The sequence below is a fragment of the Methylobacterium sp. UNC300MFChir4.1 genome (assembly GCF_900110155.1).
Taxonomy (GTDB): Bacteria; Pseudomonadota; Alphaproteobacteria; order Rhizobiales; family Beijerinckiaceae; genus Methylobacterium.
The window spans coordinates 495,664-512,598 of record NZ_FOCS01000001.1 but is presented as its reverse complement, the minus strand read 5'-3'; the positions used below and the strand labels follow the sequence as shown (position 1 = coordinate 512,598).

The window sequence follows — 16,935 nt, the reverse complement described above, 5'->3', positions numbered from 1 at the left end:
CCTTCCTGAACGTCACGCGCGGAAACGGCGGTAAAATTCCGGTCCCGCATCCTTGAAGGGCTGTCACCCGCCCTCTTCGGTTGGTATTTGGTATGCCAAATGGAGAATGGCGTCAACCGACGGGGTGACAGGTGGCACTTTTCTTCAAGCGACCGGTGGAGCTTTCCGGGCGAGGCCGTCTGCCGACGCGCGCCGTTCGACCGCCGCCGCGCGACGCGGCAAGGCGCTCATGTCCTTCTCAGATTTGCCGCTTTCGGCGAGCAGGACTCCGCCCGTCAGGCAGCTCGGACCGGCGGTTCGGCACACCGCCCGGGAGACCATTTCGGTGATCCGTTTCGAGAAAGTCAGCAAGGTCTACCGGACGGAAGGCCACCGGCGGACCATCCTGGAACAGGTGTCGTTCACCCTGAAGCCGGGCGTGTCCTACGGCATCCTCGGCATCAACGGCGCCGGAAAATCCACCACGATGCGGCTGATCGCCGGCACCGAGGACGCGACGCGCGGCCGGATCCACCGCGGCCTCAGGGTCTCGTGGCCCCTCGGCTTCGCGGGCGGCTTCCATCCCAAGATGACCGGGCGCGACAACGTCACCTTCGTGGCGCGCATCTACGGCGAGGACCCGCGCAAGGTGCTCGATTTCGTCGAGGACTTCTCGGAACTCGGAAGCTACCTCGACGTGCCGATCTACACGTACTCGTCGGGCATGGGCGCGCGGCTCGCCTTCGGCATGAGCATGGCGATCCCGTTCGACTGCTACCTGATCGACGAGATCACCTCGGTCGGCGACGCGCGGTTCTCGAAGCGCTGCGACGAGGTCTTCTCGCAGCGCCGGAAGAACGCCGACATCATCATGGTGTCGCACTCCATGGAGACCATCCGGCAGTGGTGCACGCAGGGATTGGTCCTGCTGAACGGTCGCGCGATCATCTACGAGGACGTGAACGACGCCATCGAGGTGTACCGGCGCCTCAACGCCTGACCGCGCCGGCGGCGGCCGGACCGCGACGACATGCTTTTGCCGCCTCGCCGTGCGAGAGACGGTCGCGGCGCCGGGTGCGGCGCGCGCGGGATCCCGGTAACGGGTCGACCTTCGAGGCCGGGGAGGCCGGGAATCAGGCCATGAACATGGAGATCCGGAAGGCCGAGGGGCAGCCGGTCACGCCCGCGGACCGCCAGCAGGCGGTGAGCGAGTCGCTGCGGCAGATCGCGCGCATGTCGCGCTTCGCCGACCGTAAGAAGGGCATCCGGTCCTTTCAGGCCGACGCCAAGAACGATCCCTGGATCCCGATCCTGTTCGTCGTCTGCTTCCTGCTGCCGACGCTCGCCGGGGCGGCCTATTACGGCCTGATCGCCTCGGACCGCTACGTCAGCGAGGCGCGATTCGCGATCCGGCCGGCCATCGGCTCCGCCGAGAAGACGTCCTCGGAGACCGGTGGGACGAATTCCGGCATGGCGAACCAGATGGTGGCGCAGGACACGCTGATCACGCGCGAGTTCATCCTCAGCCGTCCGATGCTGGAGCTCCTCGAGGCGCAGCTTCCGCTGCGCCAGTGGTTCAGCAACGAGTCCATCGACTACTTCTCGCGGTTCGATCCGGAGAAGCCGATCGAGAAGTTCGTCCGCTACTGGAAGCGGCGCGTCGGCGTCGAGGTCGAGGCCGGATCCGGCATCTTGTCGGTGGAGGTCGAGGCCTTCGATCCCCAGGAATCCCTCGCCATCGCCAAGGCCATCATGAAGGAGGCCGAGCGCAAGGTGAACGACCTCAGCGTCAAGTCGCGCGAGGATGCCGTCGCCGAGAGCACGCGGGAGCTGCGGCTCGCCGAGGAGCGCATGACCAAGATCCGCCTCGCGACGCGCGACCTGCGCAACCGCGAGGGCGTGCTCGACGCGCAGAAGACGAACGACATCAACGTCAAGATGATCGCCGAGATGCGGGCCTCGCGGATCAACCTCGCGCTCCAGCTCGCGATCGGGCAGCGGGACCTCGGTCCCGACGCCCGCCGGATCATCGACATCAAGCAGCAGATGAAGGACCTCGACGACAACATCGCCCGGATCGAGCGGCAATCCGCCAGCCAGGATCCGGAGCAGAAGCGCCTGCTCTCCGACGCGTTGACCAAGTTCGAGGTCTTGGAGAACGACCGCAAGAACGCCGAGAAGTACTATCAGCAGGTGCTGACCGCCCACGAGCGCGCGCGCATCATCGCGGCCCGGCAGATCGAGTTCTTCAGCCCGATCGTCGAGCCGGTGAAGGCCGAATCCTCCACCGAACCGCGGCGGCTCCTGATGATCGCGTTGATCACCGCGGGCGCCGGCGTCCTGTTCGGCGCCGCGATGTTCGCCCGGAAGATGATGACCTGACGCGCGTCCCGCCGGGTTCGCCCGGGACGGTCCGGTATCTTCAGCGGCCGGCCCCGGTGCCCCGGTCGTCCGCCGCCGGGCCGATGGTGCCGCCGGTCCAGCCCTGGGCGCGCCAGCCCTCGGCGCGCTGGTCGAGATCGATCGACCCCGCCTGGTCGAGAATGGACAGGACGCGCTCGGCCCGAGACTCGTCGGCGCGCACCGTCACCAGGGTACCGCCGCGACGCACGCCCTCGGCGTAGGTCTCGGCCTCGTCGGCGCTGAGGCCCGCCGCGGTCAGACCGCCGATCAGGCCGCCGGCCGCGGCGCCCACGCCGGCGCCCGTCACGGTGGCGACGAGCCAGCCCGCCGCCGCCACCGGCCCGAGCCCCGGGATCGCCAAGAGGCCCAGCCCAGCGAGCAGGCCGGCGCCGCCGCCCAGGACCGTGCCGACCGTGGCTCCGGTGCCGGCGGAATCCGCCGCGTCCACCGGTCGGGGAACGGCGGTCCCGGGCGCCCGCGGCGGGACCGCGGGCTCGTTGCGATTCGCGATGATGCTGATGTCCGCGTGGGGGATGCCGGCGGCCTCCAGCCGGTCCACCGCCCCCGCGGCGGCGTCGTAATCGTCGAACAGGGCGGTCAGGGCGCGCAGGGCCATCGAGCTCTCCCGGTATGTCCGGGCCCGGGCCCGGAGACGTGGCGGCGGCGCGGGCGGCCCGGACGCGGGCGCGGTCGGATGCCGGATCGACGCTCTCGCCGACCGATCAAGCGATCGCGGCGGCCCGGGTTCCCGCGAGCGCCGGCCCCATCTTAACGCCGCGCTAACCATCCGCTCGGCAGATCTTGCCGGGTACGTCCCGGGCCTGTCCCGGGCGAACGGCAGCGGATGGCAGCGATGGCAGAGACGGCGAGCGCGCCGGCACAGACAGGAGCGGCGGCCGTCCTCGGCCAGCTCGCGCTGCCGACGCGCGGCGATCTCCAGGCGCTGTCGAAGCGGTCGGACCTGCTGTTCGCGACCGGCGTGCTGGGGATCCTGGCGGTCCTCATCTTCCCGTTGCCGGCGATCCTGCTCGACCTGCTGCTGGCAGTGTCGATCATCCTGTCGGTCCTGATCATGATGACCGGCCTGTCGATCGACAACCCGCTGGAATTCACCGTCTTCCCGACGCTGCTGCTCATCGCCACGATGTTGCGGCTCGCCCTCAACCTCGCCTCGACGCGCCTGATCCTCGGGCACGGGCACGAGGGCACGGCGGCGGCCGGGCACGTCATCGAGGCCTTCGGCCACTTCGTGATGGGCGGCAACTTCGTCATCGGGATCATCGTGTTCGCGATCCTGATCATCGTGAACTTCGTGGTGATCACGAAGGGCTCGGGCCGCATCGCCGAGGTCGCGGCCCGCTTCACCCTCGACGCGATGCCCGGCAAGCAGATGGCCATCGACGCCGACCTGTCGGCCGGCCTGATCGACGAGAAGACCGCGAAGGCGCGGCGCGCGGCGCTCGAGGAAGAATCCTCCTTCTTCGGCGCCATGGACGGTGCCTCGAAGTTCGTGCGCGGCGACGCGGTGGCGGCCCTGCTGATCACCTTCATCAACGTGGTCGGCGGCATCATCATCGGGGTGGCGCAGCAGGGCCTGAGCTTCGGCGAGGCCGCCAAGAGCTACACCCTGCTGACCATCGGCGACGGCCTCGCGAGCCAGGTCCCGGCGCTGATCGTGTCGACGGCGGCGGGCCTGCTGGTCTCGAAGGCCGGCGTGCGCGGCGCCGCCGACAAGGCGCTCGGCAAGCAGCTCGCGCACTATCCCAAGGCGCTGGGCATGTCGGCCGCGGTGATGCTGCTGATCGCCCTCCTGCCCGGCATGCCGATGCTGCCCTTCGTCCTGCTGGGCGGCGGCGCCGGCTACGCGGCGTGGCGCATCAACAAGACCGCCAAGCTCGCGCCGCCGCTCGACGCCCTGGGCGCCCCGATGGATGCGGCCGCGGTCGCCGCGGCGAGCGCCGCCAAGGAGGAGACGGTCACCGACCTGCTGAAGCTCGACGACCTCAAGCTCGAGATGGGCTACGCGCTCCTCGCCCTGGTCAACGGCGAGGGCCAGGACCGGCTCACCGACCAGATCAAGGCCCTGCGCCGCCAGCTCGCCGCGGAACTCGGCTTCGTGATGCCGTCGGTGCGCATCCTCGACAACGTCCAGCTCGACGCCAACGCCTACGTGGTGCGGGTCAAGGAGATCGAGGCGGGCACCGGCCGGATCTTCCCGGGCCAGTTCATGGCGATGGATCCGATGGGCGGTCAGGTCCAGCTACCCGGACAGCACATGCTGGAGCCGACCTTCGGCCTGCCGGCAACCTGGATCGACGCGGCCCTGCGCGACCAAGCGCAGCTCAAGGGCTACACGGTGGTCGATGCCGCCACCGTCGTGTCGACGCACCTGACCGAGATCATCAAGGCCCACGTCTCCGAACTCCTCAACCACGTCGAGGTGTCGAAGCTGCTCCGCGAGCTGCCCAAGGAGCACGCCGAGCTGCTCAAGGAGATCGTGCCGTCGCAGATCTCCACCACCGGCATCCAGCGCGTGCTGCAGTTCCTGCTCGCCGAGCGGGTCTCGATCCGCGATCTCGGGGCGATCGTGGAGGCGATCGCCGAGGTGGCGGGCGCCGTCAAGAATCCCCGCGACGTGGTCGAGCACGTCCGGGCGCGCCTCGGCCGGCAGATCTGCGCGCAGTACCAAGACCCGAACGGCATGCTGCCGATCATCACCCTGTCGCCGGCCTGGGAGCAGGCGTTCATGGAGTCGATCGTCGGCGAGCGCGAGGAGCGCTACCTCGCGATGCAGCCCTCGAAGCTCAGCGAGTTCGTCAACACCGTGCGCGACCGCTTCGAGACGGCGGCGCGCCAGGGCGAGATGCCGGTGCTCGTCACCTCCGCCCAGACGCGGCCCTTCGTGCGCTCGATCATCGAGCGCTTCCGCCGCGAGACGCCGGTGATGAGCCAGGCGGAGATCCACCCGCGGGCGCGGCTGCGGACGGTGAACTCGATCTGAGGATCCAGGGGCCGCGACACCGGCGTGGGCAGACTCGTGCCGGCGCACGGGCCGAGGGAGCAATCACGGGATCGGCGCGCGCCGCGCGCAGACGAAGCGCGCGGCGAAGCGATCCCGGGTTTCGCGGTGTGGCGCGCGGGGGCCGAGGCGGCGTCACCCCCGCGTCGAGACGGCGGTCAGCCCCTCAGATCGCCTTCTGCTTGAGCTCCCGCTCCAACTCGTGCGCGTCGAGACCGGGAACGACGACGGGCGGTTCCGGCACGGCGGCCGCCTTGTGCCCGTGCGCGGCCGAGCCGATCGCCGCGGCCAACCGCGAGCGCTCGAAGGCGATCACCACGATCACCGAGACCAGGGCCGGGAGCCAGAAGTAGAAGATCCGGAAGATGATCACCGCCGCGATGATCGCGTCCTTCTGCGCCTCGTCGGTGATGTGCATCGCGGTGATGAACACGATCTCGAACACGCCGAGGCCGCCCGGCGCGTGCGAGGCCAGCGCCACCGAGAAGGAGGCCAGGAAGATCGCCAGGACCGGGATGAAGCCCGGGTTCATCGCCTCCGGCAGGGCGAAGTAGATGATGCCCGCCGCGCCCAGGAGCTCCAGCGGCGCCGCGAGCAGCTGGCGCCCCATGATGCCGGGCCGGGGATATTCGAGCTTGAACGACCGGATGTGCAGCGGCCGCAGGTGCAGGATCGAGCCGATCACGTACAGGCCGACGAAGCCCAGCATGCCGATGCCGACGATCAGCGCAGTCTTGGAATCGGTGAGGAAGCCCGGGAGCTTGCCCTCGAGGCGCGTCAGCAGGTTCGGATCGACCACCAGCGTGAAGCCGCCGAGGAGGACGGTCCCGAGGAAGAACGTGAACGAGCAGAGCGCCACCAGCACGGCGACCTGCGCCGCCGTCAGGCCCTTGGCCGTGTAGGCCCGGTAGCGGACCAGGGCGCCCGAGAAGACCGAGGCGCCGATATTGTGCGAGAGCGCGTAGGTCGTGAACGAGCAGAGCGAGACGAAGAGCCACGAAATGTGGCGCACGCCCAGATGCAGCAGGGCGATCCGGTCGTACCAGGCGAGCGCCGCGTAGGCGACCAGGGTCGACAGGGCCGCCAGCAGGATCCGGTGGGGCGGGATCGCGAGGATCGCGGCCCAGATCGCCGCGAGCGAGGTCGTCTTCAATTCCTGGTAGAGGAAGTAGCCCGATATCACGACGGCCGCGAGGCCGATCAAGGGCCAGATGAACTCGCTGATCTTCTTCATGAACACCGACGCCCTGGGGAGAGCCCCTGATGCGCCGGCACGCGACGCGCTGCAAGCGGCATGGCGCCGCCGCGATCCCCCTTGTCAGGTGATCGTGACGGTTTCGTGCCGCGGAAGCCGGCCGAGCGGTCGGACGGGCCGCGTCAGCCCCGGGCGCGGTTGAGGCCGATCCCGTCCATGGCGGCCTGATCGCGGGCCGATTCGGCAGCGCGCTCGGCGGTCCGCTCGCGGTCGTTCAGGATCTCGACCTTCTTGAGCTCCTCGAACGCCTCGCCCAGCTCGGCCTTCGCCTCGGCGAGCTGACCCTCGAGCGCCTGGGCGGACTGGATCATGTTGTCCCGGCGCGTCGCCGCGGCCCGGGCGTAGGTCGGGTAGGCGAAGTGACCGACGTCGGTGATTCCGGCCCGGGCCTCCTCGACGGCGACCTCGCGATCGAGCTCCACCGCCATGCGCTGGAAGTCGGCCATCATCATCTCGATCTGGGTCACGCGCCGGCGCTTCTCGTCGACCTGGAAGCGGCGCAGGCGGATCAGCGTGTCACGCGATTTCATCAGGACGCTCACTCCACGCAACGCTTGAGGCCGCGCCCGGGATCGTGCCCGGACCGAGCCTGTGTGCGAGCCTGCCCACGGCAAACCCGCCCGGATCCCCCATGTGCACCATGATCGCGCCGAAGCGTTAACGCCCCGGCCCATGGTGCCTAGGCCCTGCCGACGATCTCGGTGAGCCGTGCGTAACCATCGCCGATGGACGTTGCTTCTTCCTTACCCTGCCCCAGAAAAGCCTCAAGATCGGGCATGAGCGCGACCGCCTCGTCGACCTCCTGGGAGGAGCCCGCCCGGTAGGCGCCGAGCCGGATCAGCTCCTCCATGTCGGCGTAGGTCGACAGCAGCCGCCGCGCCCGCCGCACGACCGGGAGGTAGGCCGGGTCGCAGGAGCGCGGCATGGTGCGCGAGACCGAGCGCAGAACGTTGATCGCCGGGTAGCGCCCGCGCTCCGCGATGGCGCGCTCCATGACGATGTGGCCGTCGAGGATGCCCCGGACCGCGTCGGCCACGGGCTCGTTGTGGTCGTCGCCCTCGACCAGGACGGTGAACAGGGCCGAGATCGTGCCCTGCCCCACCCCTGGACCGGCGCGCTCGAGCAGGCGCGGCAGCTCCGAGAAGACGGTCGGCGTGTAGCCCTTGGCGGTGGGCGGCTCGCCGGCGGCGAGGCCGATATCGCGCTGGGCCATGGCGAAGCGTGTGATCGAGTCGATCATGCACAGGACCTTGGCGCCCTGATCGCGGAAGTGCTCGGCGACCGACAGGGTCACGTAGGCCGCGTTCCGGCGCATCAGGGCCGGCTCGTCGGAGGTCGCCACCACGACCACCGAGCGCGCGAGCCCCGCGGCGCCCAGATCGTCCTGGAGGAATTCCTGCACCTCGCGGCCGCGCTCGCCCACGAGGCCGATCACCGCCACATCGGCGGCCGTGTAGCGGGCCAGCATCGACAGCAACACGGACTTGCCGACGCCGGACCCGGCGAAGATGCCCATCCGCTGGCCCGCGCACATGGTCAGGAAGGTGTTGATGCACCGGACGCCCAGATCGAGCGGTCCGCCGACGCGTGTGCGGGCATGGGCGGGGGGCGGGTCCGCGCGCAGGGGGTAGACGTCTGGCCCCTGCACAAGGGGGCCCAGCCCGTCGACCGGACGCCCGAGGGCGTCGATCACCCGGCCGAGCCAAGCGCCGGAGGGCCGGATCGCGCCGGCCGATTCGTCGCGGACATAGGCGGGGCAGCCGCGCCGCACGCCCTCGAGCGAGCCGAACGGCATCGCGAGCGCCCGATCGCCCTGGAACCCGATGACCTCGCAGGGCACCAGCCCGTGGCCGTTGGCACCCTCGACATCGACCCGGCCGCCGAGTCGCATCGCGGCCACAGGTCCGGCGACCTCCACCAGCAGGCCGCGGATCGCCACGACCCGCCCGAACGTCTCCAGCACCTCGATCCGCTCGAGGGCGGCCTGCGCCGACGCGAGCGAAGCAACGGATCTTGCCGGATCCTGTGTCATCGGCCTGGCTCTCAACGCTTCGTTTACCGGCCTCCTTAACACTGCGGGTCACGGGCTCGTAGCGGCTCGATCCGGGTCGCGACCACAATCGCGCCCGACGAAGTCGTACCGGTGTGTCCGACGGACAACACCGGGGATCGAACCGTTGCGCAGGAAGTACTTACGCCGAAGGGGGCGAGCGACCTGGACGGGGGCGGATCGGAATCGGGGCCGAGGGCGAGGCCGGAGGAACGGTGTTTCTCCTGTCAAGCTCGCGGAACTTCGAACGAGACGCTTGCGGGCAGGAATCAGGTTTTGTTAACGATTAATCCATAGCGTTCCACGTCAAGAGCGACGGAGCGCCCGTCCACAGGCCGGTGGCGGGCGAAGGCTGGGACGTGTCTGCGCGCTGATGCGGCCGGCGGGGCTGGGGACCGACGATGCGGGTACTTTTGATCGAGGACGACAGCGCGACCGCGCAGAGCATCGAGCTGATGCTCAAGTCCGAGAACTTCAACACCTACACCACCGACCTCGGGGAAGAGGGTGTCGATCTCGGTAAGCTGTACGATTACGACATCATCCTCCTCGATCTGAACCTGCCCGACATGTCGGGCTACGAGGTGCTCCGCTCGCTGCGCGTGGCGAAGGTGAAGACCCCGATCCTGATCCTCTCCGGCATGGCCGGCATCGAGGACAAGGTGAAGGGCCTCGGCTTCGGCGCCGACGACTACCTCACCAAGCCGTTCCACAAGGACGAGCTGGTGGCGCGCATCCACGCCATCGTGCGCCGCTCGAAGGGCCACGCCCAGTCGGTCATCACCACCGGCGACCTGATCGTGAACCTCGATCAGAAGACCGTCGAGGTCGGCGGCGCCCGGGTGCACCTCACCGGCAAGGAGTACCAGATGCTGGAACTCCTCTCGCTCCGGAAGGGCACGACCCTCACCAAGGAGATGTTCCTGAACCATCTCTACGGCGGCATGGACGAGCCGGAGTTGAAGATCATCGACGTCTTCATCTGCAAGCTGCGCAAGAAGCTCGCCAACGCCAGCCAGGGCAAGAACTACATCGAGACCGTCTGGGGCCGCGGCTACGTGCTGCGGGAGCCGATGGACGGCGAGGAGCGCATGGCGGTCTGATCCGCCGGTCGCACCGTCTCCTGAAAAGCCCCGCGCGGTCCGGCCGCGCGGGGTTTTCGCGTTCCGGCGATATCCGCAGCCCTCACCGCGTCCCGGTGGCCGAGAAGACCTGCGCGGCGGGCGCGATCACCACGTAGCCGCCGCAGGGCGCGGCCCGGCTGATCACCGCGCTGGCCACGCCCCAGATGTAGGTGCCGCGGCGATCCTGCGCGACGACCGGGCCGCCGGAATCGCCGAAGCAGACCCGGGCACCGTTGGCCCGCGCGATGGTCAGCCCTGTGCTGCTCGCCGCCACCGGCGTCAGCGTGGCGGTGCGCAGGCGCCCGACGGTCCGACCGGAGAGGCCGGCGCCGGCGATGCGCAGGCTCTTGGGGACCCGGCCGGGATCCGCCGCCAGCGGAACCGGCCGCCGGTCGCGCACCGGCTCGGTCAGGCGCAGGACCGCGAGGTCGAGGGAGAGGTCGGAGAGGCTGACGCCCGACGCCTCGTTCGGCAGCATCTCCCCCGGATCGGGACTGTAGCGGGCGGCGACACGCGCCCCGTAGACCGGCCGCGCCGGCTCGCTGCCCCGGAAGAACACGACCAGCGCGCCGAGCGGATCGCCGTTCACGCAGTGGGCCGCGGTGAGCACGAGATCCGGCGCGATGAGCACGCCGGTGCAGCGGGTCAGCTTCAGCGCCTCCTCGGGCTGGGTGATCGTGCCGATCGCCACGGTGGCCTGCGCCAGGGCATCCCGGCCGGCGGCCGAGCCGCCGTCGATCGCGGCGGCCGGGCCCGACAGGCCCAGACCGAGGGTGAGCGCCGTCGCGGCGGCGGCGCGTCGCGCCCCGATGGTCCGGAAGGTCGTCCCGAAGCTGGTCACGTGCTGCTCATCTCCGCCGCGAGCCCCCGGACCACAGATGCCGCCCGCGCCGCGCCGCGCAAGCGGGCGCGAGGACGCGGCCGCCGTCACGTCCGTGTCATCGACGGCCGGCTCGGCGATCAGCGCGCCACCGTCCAGGTCGTGGTGCCGTCCTTGTTGTCCTTCACGGCGACGCCCATCGCCGCGAGGGCGTCGCGCGCCCGGTCCGAGGCGGGCCAGTCCTTGGCGGCCCGCGCCGCCCGGCGCTCGGCGATCAGCGCCTCGACCGCCGCGACGTCGACCCCGGACGCCGCGACCTGATCCTGCTCGCGGTCGCTGCGGGTACGCGCGAGGAAGCCCAGCAGGTTCGCGCCGGCGCGGAGCGCCCCGGGCTGCGCCTCCGCACCGCTCCCGAGCCGGTGCAGCTCGTTGATCGCGGCCGGCGTGTTGAGGTCGTCGCAGAGCGCCTCGACGACCCCGGCGGGGATGTCGGGCGCGGCGGGCGCGTCCCCGGCGGCGTTGTACCAGCGGTCGAGCACGCGGGCCGATTCCTCGAGGCCGCGCAGGGTCCAGTCGATCGGCTGCCGGTACTGGGTCTTGAGCATGGTGAGGCGCACGACCTCGCCGGGCCAGTCCTTCAGCACGTCGCGGATGGTGATGAAGTTGCCGAGCGACTTCGACATCTTCTCTCCCTCCACCTGGAGGAAGCCGTTGTGCAGCCAGACGTTGGCCATCACCGGCGTGCCGAAGCAGCAGCGGGACTGCGCCACCTCGTTCTCGTGATGCGGGAAGATCAGGTCGATGCCGCCCGCGTGGATGTCGAAGGTCCGGCCGAGATGCTTGGCCGACATGGCCGAGCACTCGATGTGCCAGCCCGGGCGGCCGGCGGCGGCGATGCCGGCGGGCGACGGCCAGGACGGCTCGCCGGGCTTCGCCGGCTTCCACAGGACGAAGTCGAGGGGCGAGCGCTTGTAGGGGGCGACCTCGACCCGGGCGCCCGCCTCCATCTCGTCGAGGGGCCGCTTCGACAGGCCGCCGTAATCCGGCATCGAGGGCACGTCGAACAGCACGTGGTCCTCCGCCACGTACGCGTGGCCGGCCCGGACCAGGGCCTCGATCATCGTCACCATCTCGGCGATGTGGTCGGTGGCGCGGGGCTCGACGAAGCGGGCTCGCGCGTCCGGCACGTTCACGTCCTCCGGCATGAGCACGCCGAGGTCACGCACGTCGCGGTGGAACTGCGCCAGCGTCCCGTCGGTGAGTTCGCGGATGGTGATGCCGCGCTCTGCCGCCCGGGCGTTGATCTTGTCGTCCACGTCCGTGACGTTGCGCGCGTAGGTGACGTGCTCCGGCCCGTAGAGGTGGCGCAGCAGGCGGAACAGCAGGTCGAAGACGATGATCGGCCGGGCGTTGCCGATATGGGCGGCGTCGTAGACCGTCGGGCCGCAGGCGTAGACGCGGACATGCTGCGGGTCGATCGGCGCGAACGCCTCCTTGGCGCCGGTGAGCGTGTTGTAGAGCCGCAACATCGGCGCCATGAAACCCATCCCTTCTCCGGCGCCGGGGATGACGTCCGGCCCGGAGCCGTGGCCGGAAATCCGGCCCTGCCTTCAACGACCTGAGGGCCCCGCGCGGCGAAGAGCGGCCGAAACGTGGCGGATCGGCCAGCCCCGGCACGGCACCCTGTTGCATCGCGGCGACGGCGCGGCCCGCGCGATGGGGCTAACCCAAAAGCGTGAGGAATTCGAGATGGCTTGCGCGCCATGCGGGTAAGGCTTCCTTAACCGCGCCGTCGGACCGTCCGGGCCACGATCCTCACGCCACAGATCCTGTGCCCAAGGACAATCCATGCGACGCTCGGCCGTTGGTTCCCTCGCTCTCGCCACCGTTCTCGCCTGCGCGGGCCTGACCCACGCAGCGCTGGCCGGCACCGACGGCGAGACGCCCGCGAAGGCGCCGGCCCGTGTCGAGAAGACCTTCCTGATCCCGTCGAGCGACGGCTACGGCGTCGGCGAGTGCCTGACGACGCCGGGCAGCGCCTGCGGCCAGGTGGTCGCCAACGCGTGGTGCGAGGCCCAGGGCTACGCCGCGGCGAACTCCTACGGCGTCGCCGCCGCCGACGAGTATACCGGCGCGATCAGCCAGCCGGTCCCGGCGCCGTCCGAGCGCCCGATCCGGATCACCTGCCAGGACTGAGCCGGCCGCGGACGGCCCGTCGCCGGGCCGCCGCGCGGAAAGCTCGCGTCACCGGGCGCCGCTCACTTCATGAAGTCGGCGCATTTCTGCGCCGGTTCGGTGCCCCAGGGCGCCAGCGGCACCGCCGAGGTCGAGTTCTTCGGCGAGCCCTGAATGACCTTGTCCGAGTAGACCATGTAGATCAGCGTGTTGCGCTTCGCGTCGCAGCCGCGGACGATCTGCATCGACTTGAAGATCAGCGACCGGCGCTCGCTGAACACCACCTCGCCCTGGCTGAGCTTGCCCTTGAAGGCGATCGGCCCGGTCTGCCGGCAGGCCAGCGAGATGTCCGAGACATCCTCGGCCAGGCCCAGTGTGCCCTTGATCCCGCCCTTCTCAGGCTGGGTATACCAGCACGACACGCCCGAGACCGACGGATCGTCGACGCCGTAGACCACGAGCTTGTCGTTGGGCGTCAGCGGGCGCCAGACCGTCGACTTGTCGAAGATCCGGTCCGGCTCCTGCGCCGCGGCCGGACCGGCCGCTGCCAGGCCCAGTGCGAGAAGCCCAACATAGGTGAGACTCCGAAACAACATCGCCGGTCAATTCCCCCTCACGCTTGCGGGCCGGATGTAGGAGGGGTGTCGCGGTCTTGCGAGGGGGCGTAGAATGGCCCCGCTTCCGTCCCGAAGCGCGGATGCGCGCGGGCTCCGGATACTCCGGATCGCCGCGCACCCGATCAACGCGATGCAGCCTATGCCTCACCGCCCGATCGTCCGTACGCTCGGCCGCCTCATCCTGAGCGCGGCCATAGCCCTCGGACTGTCCTCTCCGCTCGCGACCTCCGCCAGCGCGCAGGAGGCCGCGCCCGCCCCGGCGCCCGCCGAGGCGCGGCCGGCGCCGCAACTGCCGTCGCCGCAGTGCCGGCGCTACCGGGCTGAACTGGCCTCGCTCCAGAGCGGCGCCAGCACGACGCGCGCGCTCAACGACGAGATCGGTCGGCTCGAAGCTTATTTCCGCGGCCTGAACTGCGAGGGCGGCAAGTTCCTGTTCTTCGACACCCGGCCGCCCCAGTGCGGCGCGGTGGAGCAGCGCATCCGCGCGCTCAAGGCCACGTACGGCGGCGCCGTGATCGACGACAGCGGCGCCCGGAAGCGGGAGCTCCAGGGGCTGGTCGCCTCCACCTGCCCGCCGCGCGAGGCCTATGCCGGCTCCGGTGAGGCCTACGGCCGGGGCGGCCCGCAGATGGTCTGCGTGCGGACCTGCGACGGCGGCTACTTCCCGATGAAGAACCTGCCAGAGGGCCGCGGCGGCGCCGACGAGATGTGTCAGGCGCTCTGCCCGGGGACCGAGGCGCAGGCCTATTCCATGCCATACGGCGACGACGCCCTGAAGCACGCCGCCACGGTGAAGGGCAGCCGGGCCTACACGAACCTCGCCAACGCCTTCAAATTCCGCAAGGAATTCGTGCCGAACTGCTCCTGCAAGCCGGAGGGCAAGTCCTGGGCGCAGTCTCTGGTGAAGGCCGAGAGCATGCTGGTCCGGCACAAGGGCGACATCTTCGTCACGCCGATGCAGGCCGAGGCCCTGTCCCGGCCGAAGGTGCGCCTGACCCTCGTCGGCCGGGCCGACCGGACCGCGGCGGAGCTCGCCGCCGACGCCGCCGGCCGCGCGGGCGTCGACACAAAGGGCGGCGCGGGACCCGGCCGCGACGATGCGGCGAAGGTCCAGCCTGCCGCGGCCGACGGCACGAAGGCCGCGGAGGCCAAGCCGGATCACGTTGCCGTGCGCATCATCGCGCCCGACGTCATCGCGGTGCCCCAGCGCCTCACCCCCTGAGACCGGTTTCGCGCCGACGGGCGCGGAACCATACGCGACGTCCGGTGTTCGGCTCGGCCTGAACCGAAACGAGACCGCGATGCGCCTGCTCCGCCTGATCCTCCTCACCGGCACGGTGCTGCCGGGCCTGACGCTCGTGCAGCTCGCCGACGCCGCGCCGGGCCGGATCCAGGTGGCGCAGGGCGGACCGGAGGAGCGCGGCCCCCGCGGCGGCGAGCCCCCGCACGGCGGCCCGCGCCCCGAGCGGCCGCCGCAGGAGCGTCCCGGCCCGCCGGCGGGCCCACCGGCCGCGCGCGAGCGGCCCGAACCCCGGCCGGAGCGGGCGCCGCCGCCCCCGCGCGAGCGGCCCGAACCGCCCGCCCAGCGCCAGCCGCAGGCCGAACCGCCTCCGCGGGAGCGCGCGCCCGAGCGCCGGCCGGAGCCGCCGGCGGCCCGTCCCCCGGCGCCGGACCGGCAGGACCGCCAACCGGAGCGGCAGCAGGACCGGCAGCAAGACCGGCGGGATCAGCAGCCGGACCGTCCGGACCGCGGGCCGCAGGATCGGCCCGGCCCGGGACGGTCCGAGCGTCAGCAGGCGCCGGATCGAGATCAGGCTCCGCCGCCCCAGGGGCGGCCCGCGCCGGAGCGTCCGCCGGCCCCGCCGCATCAGCGCCAGGCGCCCGACCGGGATCGCCCCGGTCCCGACGACCAGCCGAACCGTCCCGCGCAGCGCGACGCGGCCCCCGACCGGTCCGCGCCGGATCGCGGACCGCCGGGTCAGCGTCCGGGCGGTCCGGGTGCGCCCGGCGATCGGTCTCAGCCGCCGAACGCGCCCCCCGGCGCACCCGGTCGGCCGGCCCAGCGCCCAGACGCGCAGCCCGACAATCGCCAGCCCGAGAACCGCCAACTCGAGAACCGCGCCCAGCCGAATGGCGGTCCCGGCGCCGAGCCCGGCCGGCCGCAGGCGCCCAACGCCGCTCCGGGCGTTCCGGGACGGCCGTTCCAGCCGCAGGGAGCCCAGCCCGAGGGACGGGCGCCGGCCCAGCCCAACGGTGCTCCCGGCGCCGAGCCCGGACGGCCGGTGCCGCCCAACATGGCCCCCGGGATTCCGGGACGGCCGTTCGTGCCGCCGGGCCAGGCTCCCGCCCCCGGACAGGCCCCGCCGCCCGGCGGCCCGCAGCCCGGGACGGCGCCGGCACAGCCGGGACAGCCGCCGGCGGGCGGCCCGGACCGTCCGGCCGACCCGAACGCCTTCAACCGGCCAAGACAGCCCGGCTACGTCCCCGGCGGTTTCCGCCAGAACGACGGCGTGCGCGACTTCGATCAGGTCCGCACAGACCGGCGCGAGTTCCGGGAGGATGGCCGGACCTATTACCGGGAGCCGGGCCGCATCATCGTGCAGGACCGCGACGGCTACCTGATCCGCCACGACGAGAACGAGCGCTTCCGCACCCTCGACCCGCGCGGCTACCGGTTCGAGCGGCAGGGCGCGGACTTCTACAGCTACGTCGACCGGCCCGGCGGCGAGCAGATCGTCACCGTCACGAACGATGACGGTCGGATGCTGCGCCGCTACCTCCGCTACCGCGACGGTCGCGAGCTCGTCCTGATCGACAACAGCTACGCCGGCCCGCTCCGCCCGATCTACGAGGACGTGGTGGTGCTGCCGCCGCCGGAGATCCGCATCCCGCGGGACCGCTACATCGTGGATTACGCCCAGGCCGACGAGGCGGAGGTCTACGAGGCGCTGACGGCGCCGCCCGTGGTGCAGGTCGACCGCCGGTACACGCTGGACCAGATCCGCTACAGCCCGGACCTCCGCGCCCGCCTGCGCTCGGTCGACATCAACACGATCACCTTCGACACCGGCTCGTTCACCGTCACGCCCGATCAAGCGGCCAAGCTGTCGGTGATCGCCGGCGCGATGAACCGCGCCATCCAGGCCAACCCGCGGGAGGTGTTCCTGATCGAGGGCTTCACCGACGCCGTCGGCTCCGCGCTCGACAACCTGTCGCTGTCGGACCGGCGCGCCCAGTCGGTGGCGACCGTGCTGACCGAGCAGTTCCGCGTGCCGCCGGAGAACCTGACCACCCAGGGCTACGGCGAGCAGTACCTGAAAGTGAACACGCAGGGCCCGTCGCGGGAGAACCGCCGCGTCGTCGTCCAGCGGATCACGCCGCTGCTGCAGCAGGGGCAAGGTCAGGGGCAGGGCCAGGCAGCGCCTCCGCCGCCTCCGCCGCCGCGCTAGGGCGGCCGCCGCGCGGGCCTGTCCTGCGCGGCAGTTGACCGTGC

The 16,935-nt window shown here is 71.1% G+C and carries 14 protein-coding genes; 7 read left to right on the top strand and 7 right to left on the bottom strand.

Annotated features, from left to right (window positions below; translation table 11 throughout):
* Positions 1-325 precede the first annotated feature (325 nt).
* Together BMY19_RS02465 and BMY19_RS02460 are read left to right on the top strand one after the other, a co-directional pair.
* Positions 326-979 (top strand): ABC transporter ATP-binding protein, encoded by a 654-nt coding sequence (locus tag BMY19_RS02465; protein ID WP_012322467.1) that lies wholly within the window; start codon positions 326-328, stop codon positions 977-979.
* 140 nt (positions 980-1,119) lie between these two features.
* Positions 1,120-2,361, top strand: a complete 1,242-nt coding sequence (locus tag BMY19_RS02460) for a KpsE/RkpR family capsule polysaccharide export protein (RefSeq protein ID WP_042675235.1) — start codon at positions 1,120-1,122, stop codon at positions 2,359-2,361.
* Positions 2,362-2,401: 40 nt separating this feature from the next.
* On the opposite strand, the gene BMY19_RS02455 is transcribed toward BMY19_RS02460, so the two are convergent.
* Complete coding sequence (locus BMY19_RS02455; protein WP_020092901.1) at positions 2,402-2,998, bottom strand: hypothetical protein; 597 nt, start codon at positions 2,996-2,998, stop codon at positions 2,402-2,404.
* Positions 2,999-3,235: 237 nt separating this feature from the next.
* On the opposite strand from BMY19_RS02455, the gene flhA reads away from it, so the two are divergent.
* Positions 3,236-5,383 (top strand): flagellar biosynthesis protein FlhA, encoded by a 2,148-nt coding sequence (gene flhA / locus BMY19_RS02450; RefSeq protein ID WP_091682035.1) that lies wholly within the window; start codon positions 3,236-3,238, stop codon positions 5,381-5,383.
* 184 nt (positions 5,384-5,567) lie between these two features.
* On the opposite strand, the gene BMY19_RS02445 is transcribed toward flhA, so the two are convergent.
* From BMY19_RS02445 to fliI, 3 genes are all read right to left on the bottom strand, one after another.
* Positions 5,568-6,635, bottom strand: a complete 1,068-nt coding sequence (locus tag BMY19_RS02445; RefSeq protein WP_100250756.1) for a lysylphosphatidylglycerol synthase domain-containing protein — start codon at positions 6,633-6,635, stop codon at positions 5,568-5,570.
* A gap of 143 nt (positions 6,636-6,778) precedes the next feature.
* The gene (gene fliJ, locus BMY19_RS02440) at positions 6,779-7,186 is read right to left on the bottom strand and encodes a flagellar export protein FliJ (protein ID WP_012322462.1); all 408 of its coding nucleotides are present in this window, start codon (positions 7,184-7,186) and stop codon (positions 6,779-6,781) included.
* A 149-nt stretch (positions 7,187-7,335) separates the two neighbouring features.
* Positions 7,336-8,688, bottom strand: a complete 1,353-nt coding sequence (fliI, locus tag BMY19_RS02435; protein ID WP_020092905.1) for a flagellar protein export ATPase FliI — start codon at positions 8,686-8,688, stop codon at positions 7,336-7,338.
* A 419-nt stretch (positions 8,689-9,107) separates the two neighbouring features.
* Here fliI and BMY19_RS02430 point away from each other — a divergent pair, with 419 nt between their 5' ends.
* Positions 9,108-9,809 (top strand): response regulator transcription factor CtrA, encoded by a 702-nt coding sequence (locus tag BMY19_RS02430; protein ID WP_010683835.1) that lies wholly within the window; start codon positions 9,108-9,110, stop codon positions 9,807-9,809.
* A gap of 82 nt (positions 9,810-9,891) precedes the next feature.
* Here the strand turns inward: BMY19_RS02430 and BMY19_RS02425 are convergent, their stop codons facing one another.
* Both BMY19_RS02425 and cysS read right to left on the bottom strand, forming a co-directional pair.
* On the bottom strand, positions 9,892-10,671 hold the full coding sequence (locus tag BMY19_RS02425) for a trypsin-like serine protease (RefSeq protein ID WP_244534810.1): 780 nt from the start codon (positions 10,669-10,671) through the stop codon (positions 9,892-9,894).
* Between the two features lie 119 nt (positions 10,672-10,790).
* Positions 10,791-12,188, bottom strand: coding sequence for a cysteine--tRNA ligase (cysS, locus tag BMY19_RS02420; RefSeq protein ID WP_100250846.1), 1,398 nt, complete (start codon positions 12,186-12,188; stop codon positions 10,791-10,793).
* A gap of 310 nt (positions 12,189-12,498) precedes the next feature.
* On the opposite strand from cysS, the gene BMY19_RS02415 reads away from it, so the two are divergent.
* Entirely contained in the window at positions 12,499-12,846 is a 348-nt protein-coding gene (locus BMY19_RS02415; RefSeq protein WP_042672904.1) for a hypothetical protein, read from the top strand.
* 62 nt (positions 12,847-12,908) lie between these two features.
* Here the strand turns inward: BMY19_RS02415 and BMY19_RS02410 are convergent, their stop codons facing one another.
* Positions 12,909-13,421 carry a CreA family protein gene (locus tag BMY19_RS02410; protein ID WP_100250755.1) on the bottom strand — a complete coding sequence of 171 codons (513 nt, stop codon included), beginning with the start codon at positions 13,419-13,421 and terminating at the stop codon, positions 12,909-12,911.
* Positions 13,422-13,581: 160 nt separating this feature from the next.
* Here BMY19_RS02410 and BMY19_RS02405 point away from each other — a divergent pair, with 160 nt between their 5' ends.
* Positions 13,582-14,664, top strand: coding sequence for a DUF2865 domain-containing protein (locus tag BMY19_RS02405; protein WP_100250754.1), 1,083 nt, complete (start codon positions 13,582-13,584; stop codon positions 14,662-14,664).
* 79 nt (positions 14,665-14,743) lie between these two features.
* Complete coding sequence (locus tag BMY19_RS02400) at positions 14,744-16,891, top strand: OmpA family protein (protein WP_100250753.1); 2,148 nt, start codon at positions 14,744-14,746, stop codon at positions 16,889-16,891.
* The last annotated feature ends 44 nt before the right edge of the window (positions 16,892-16,935 follow it).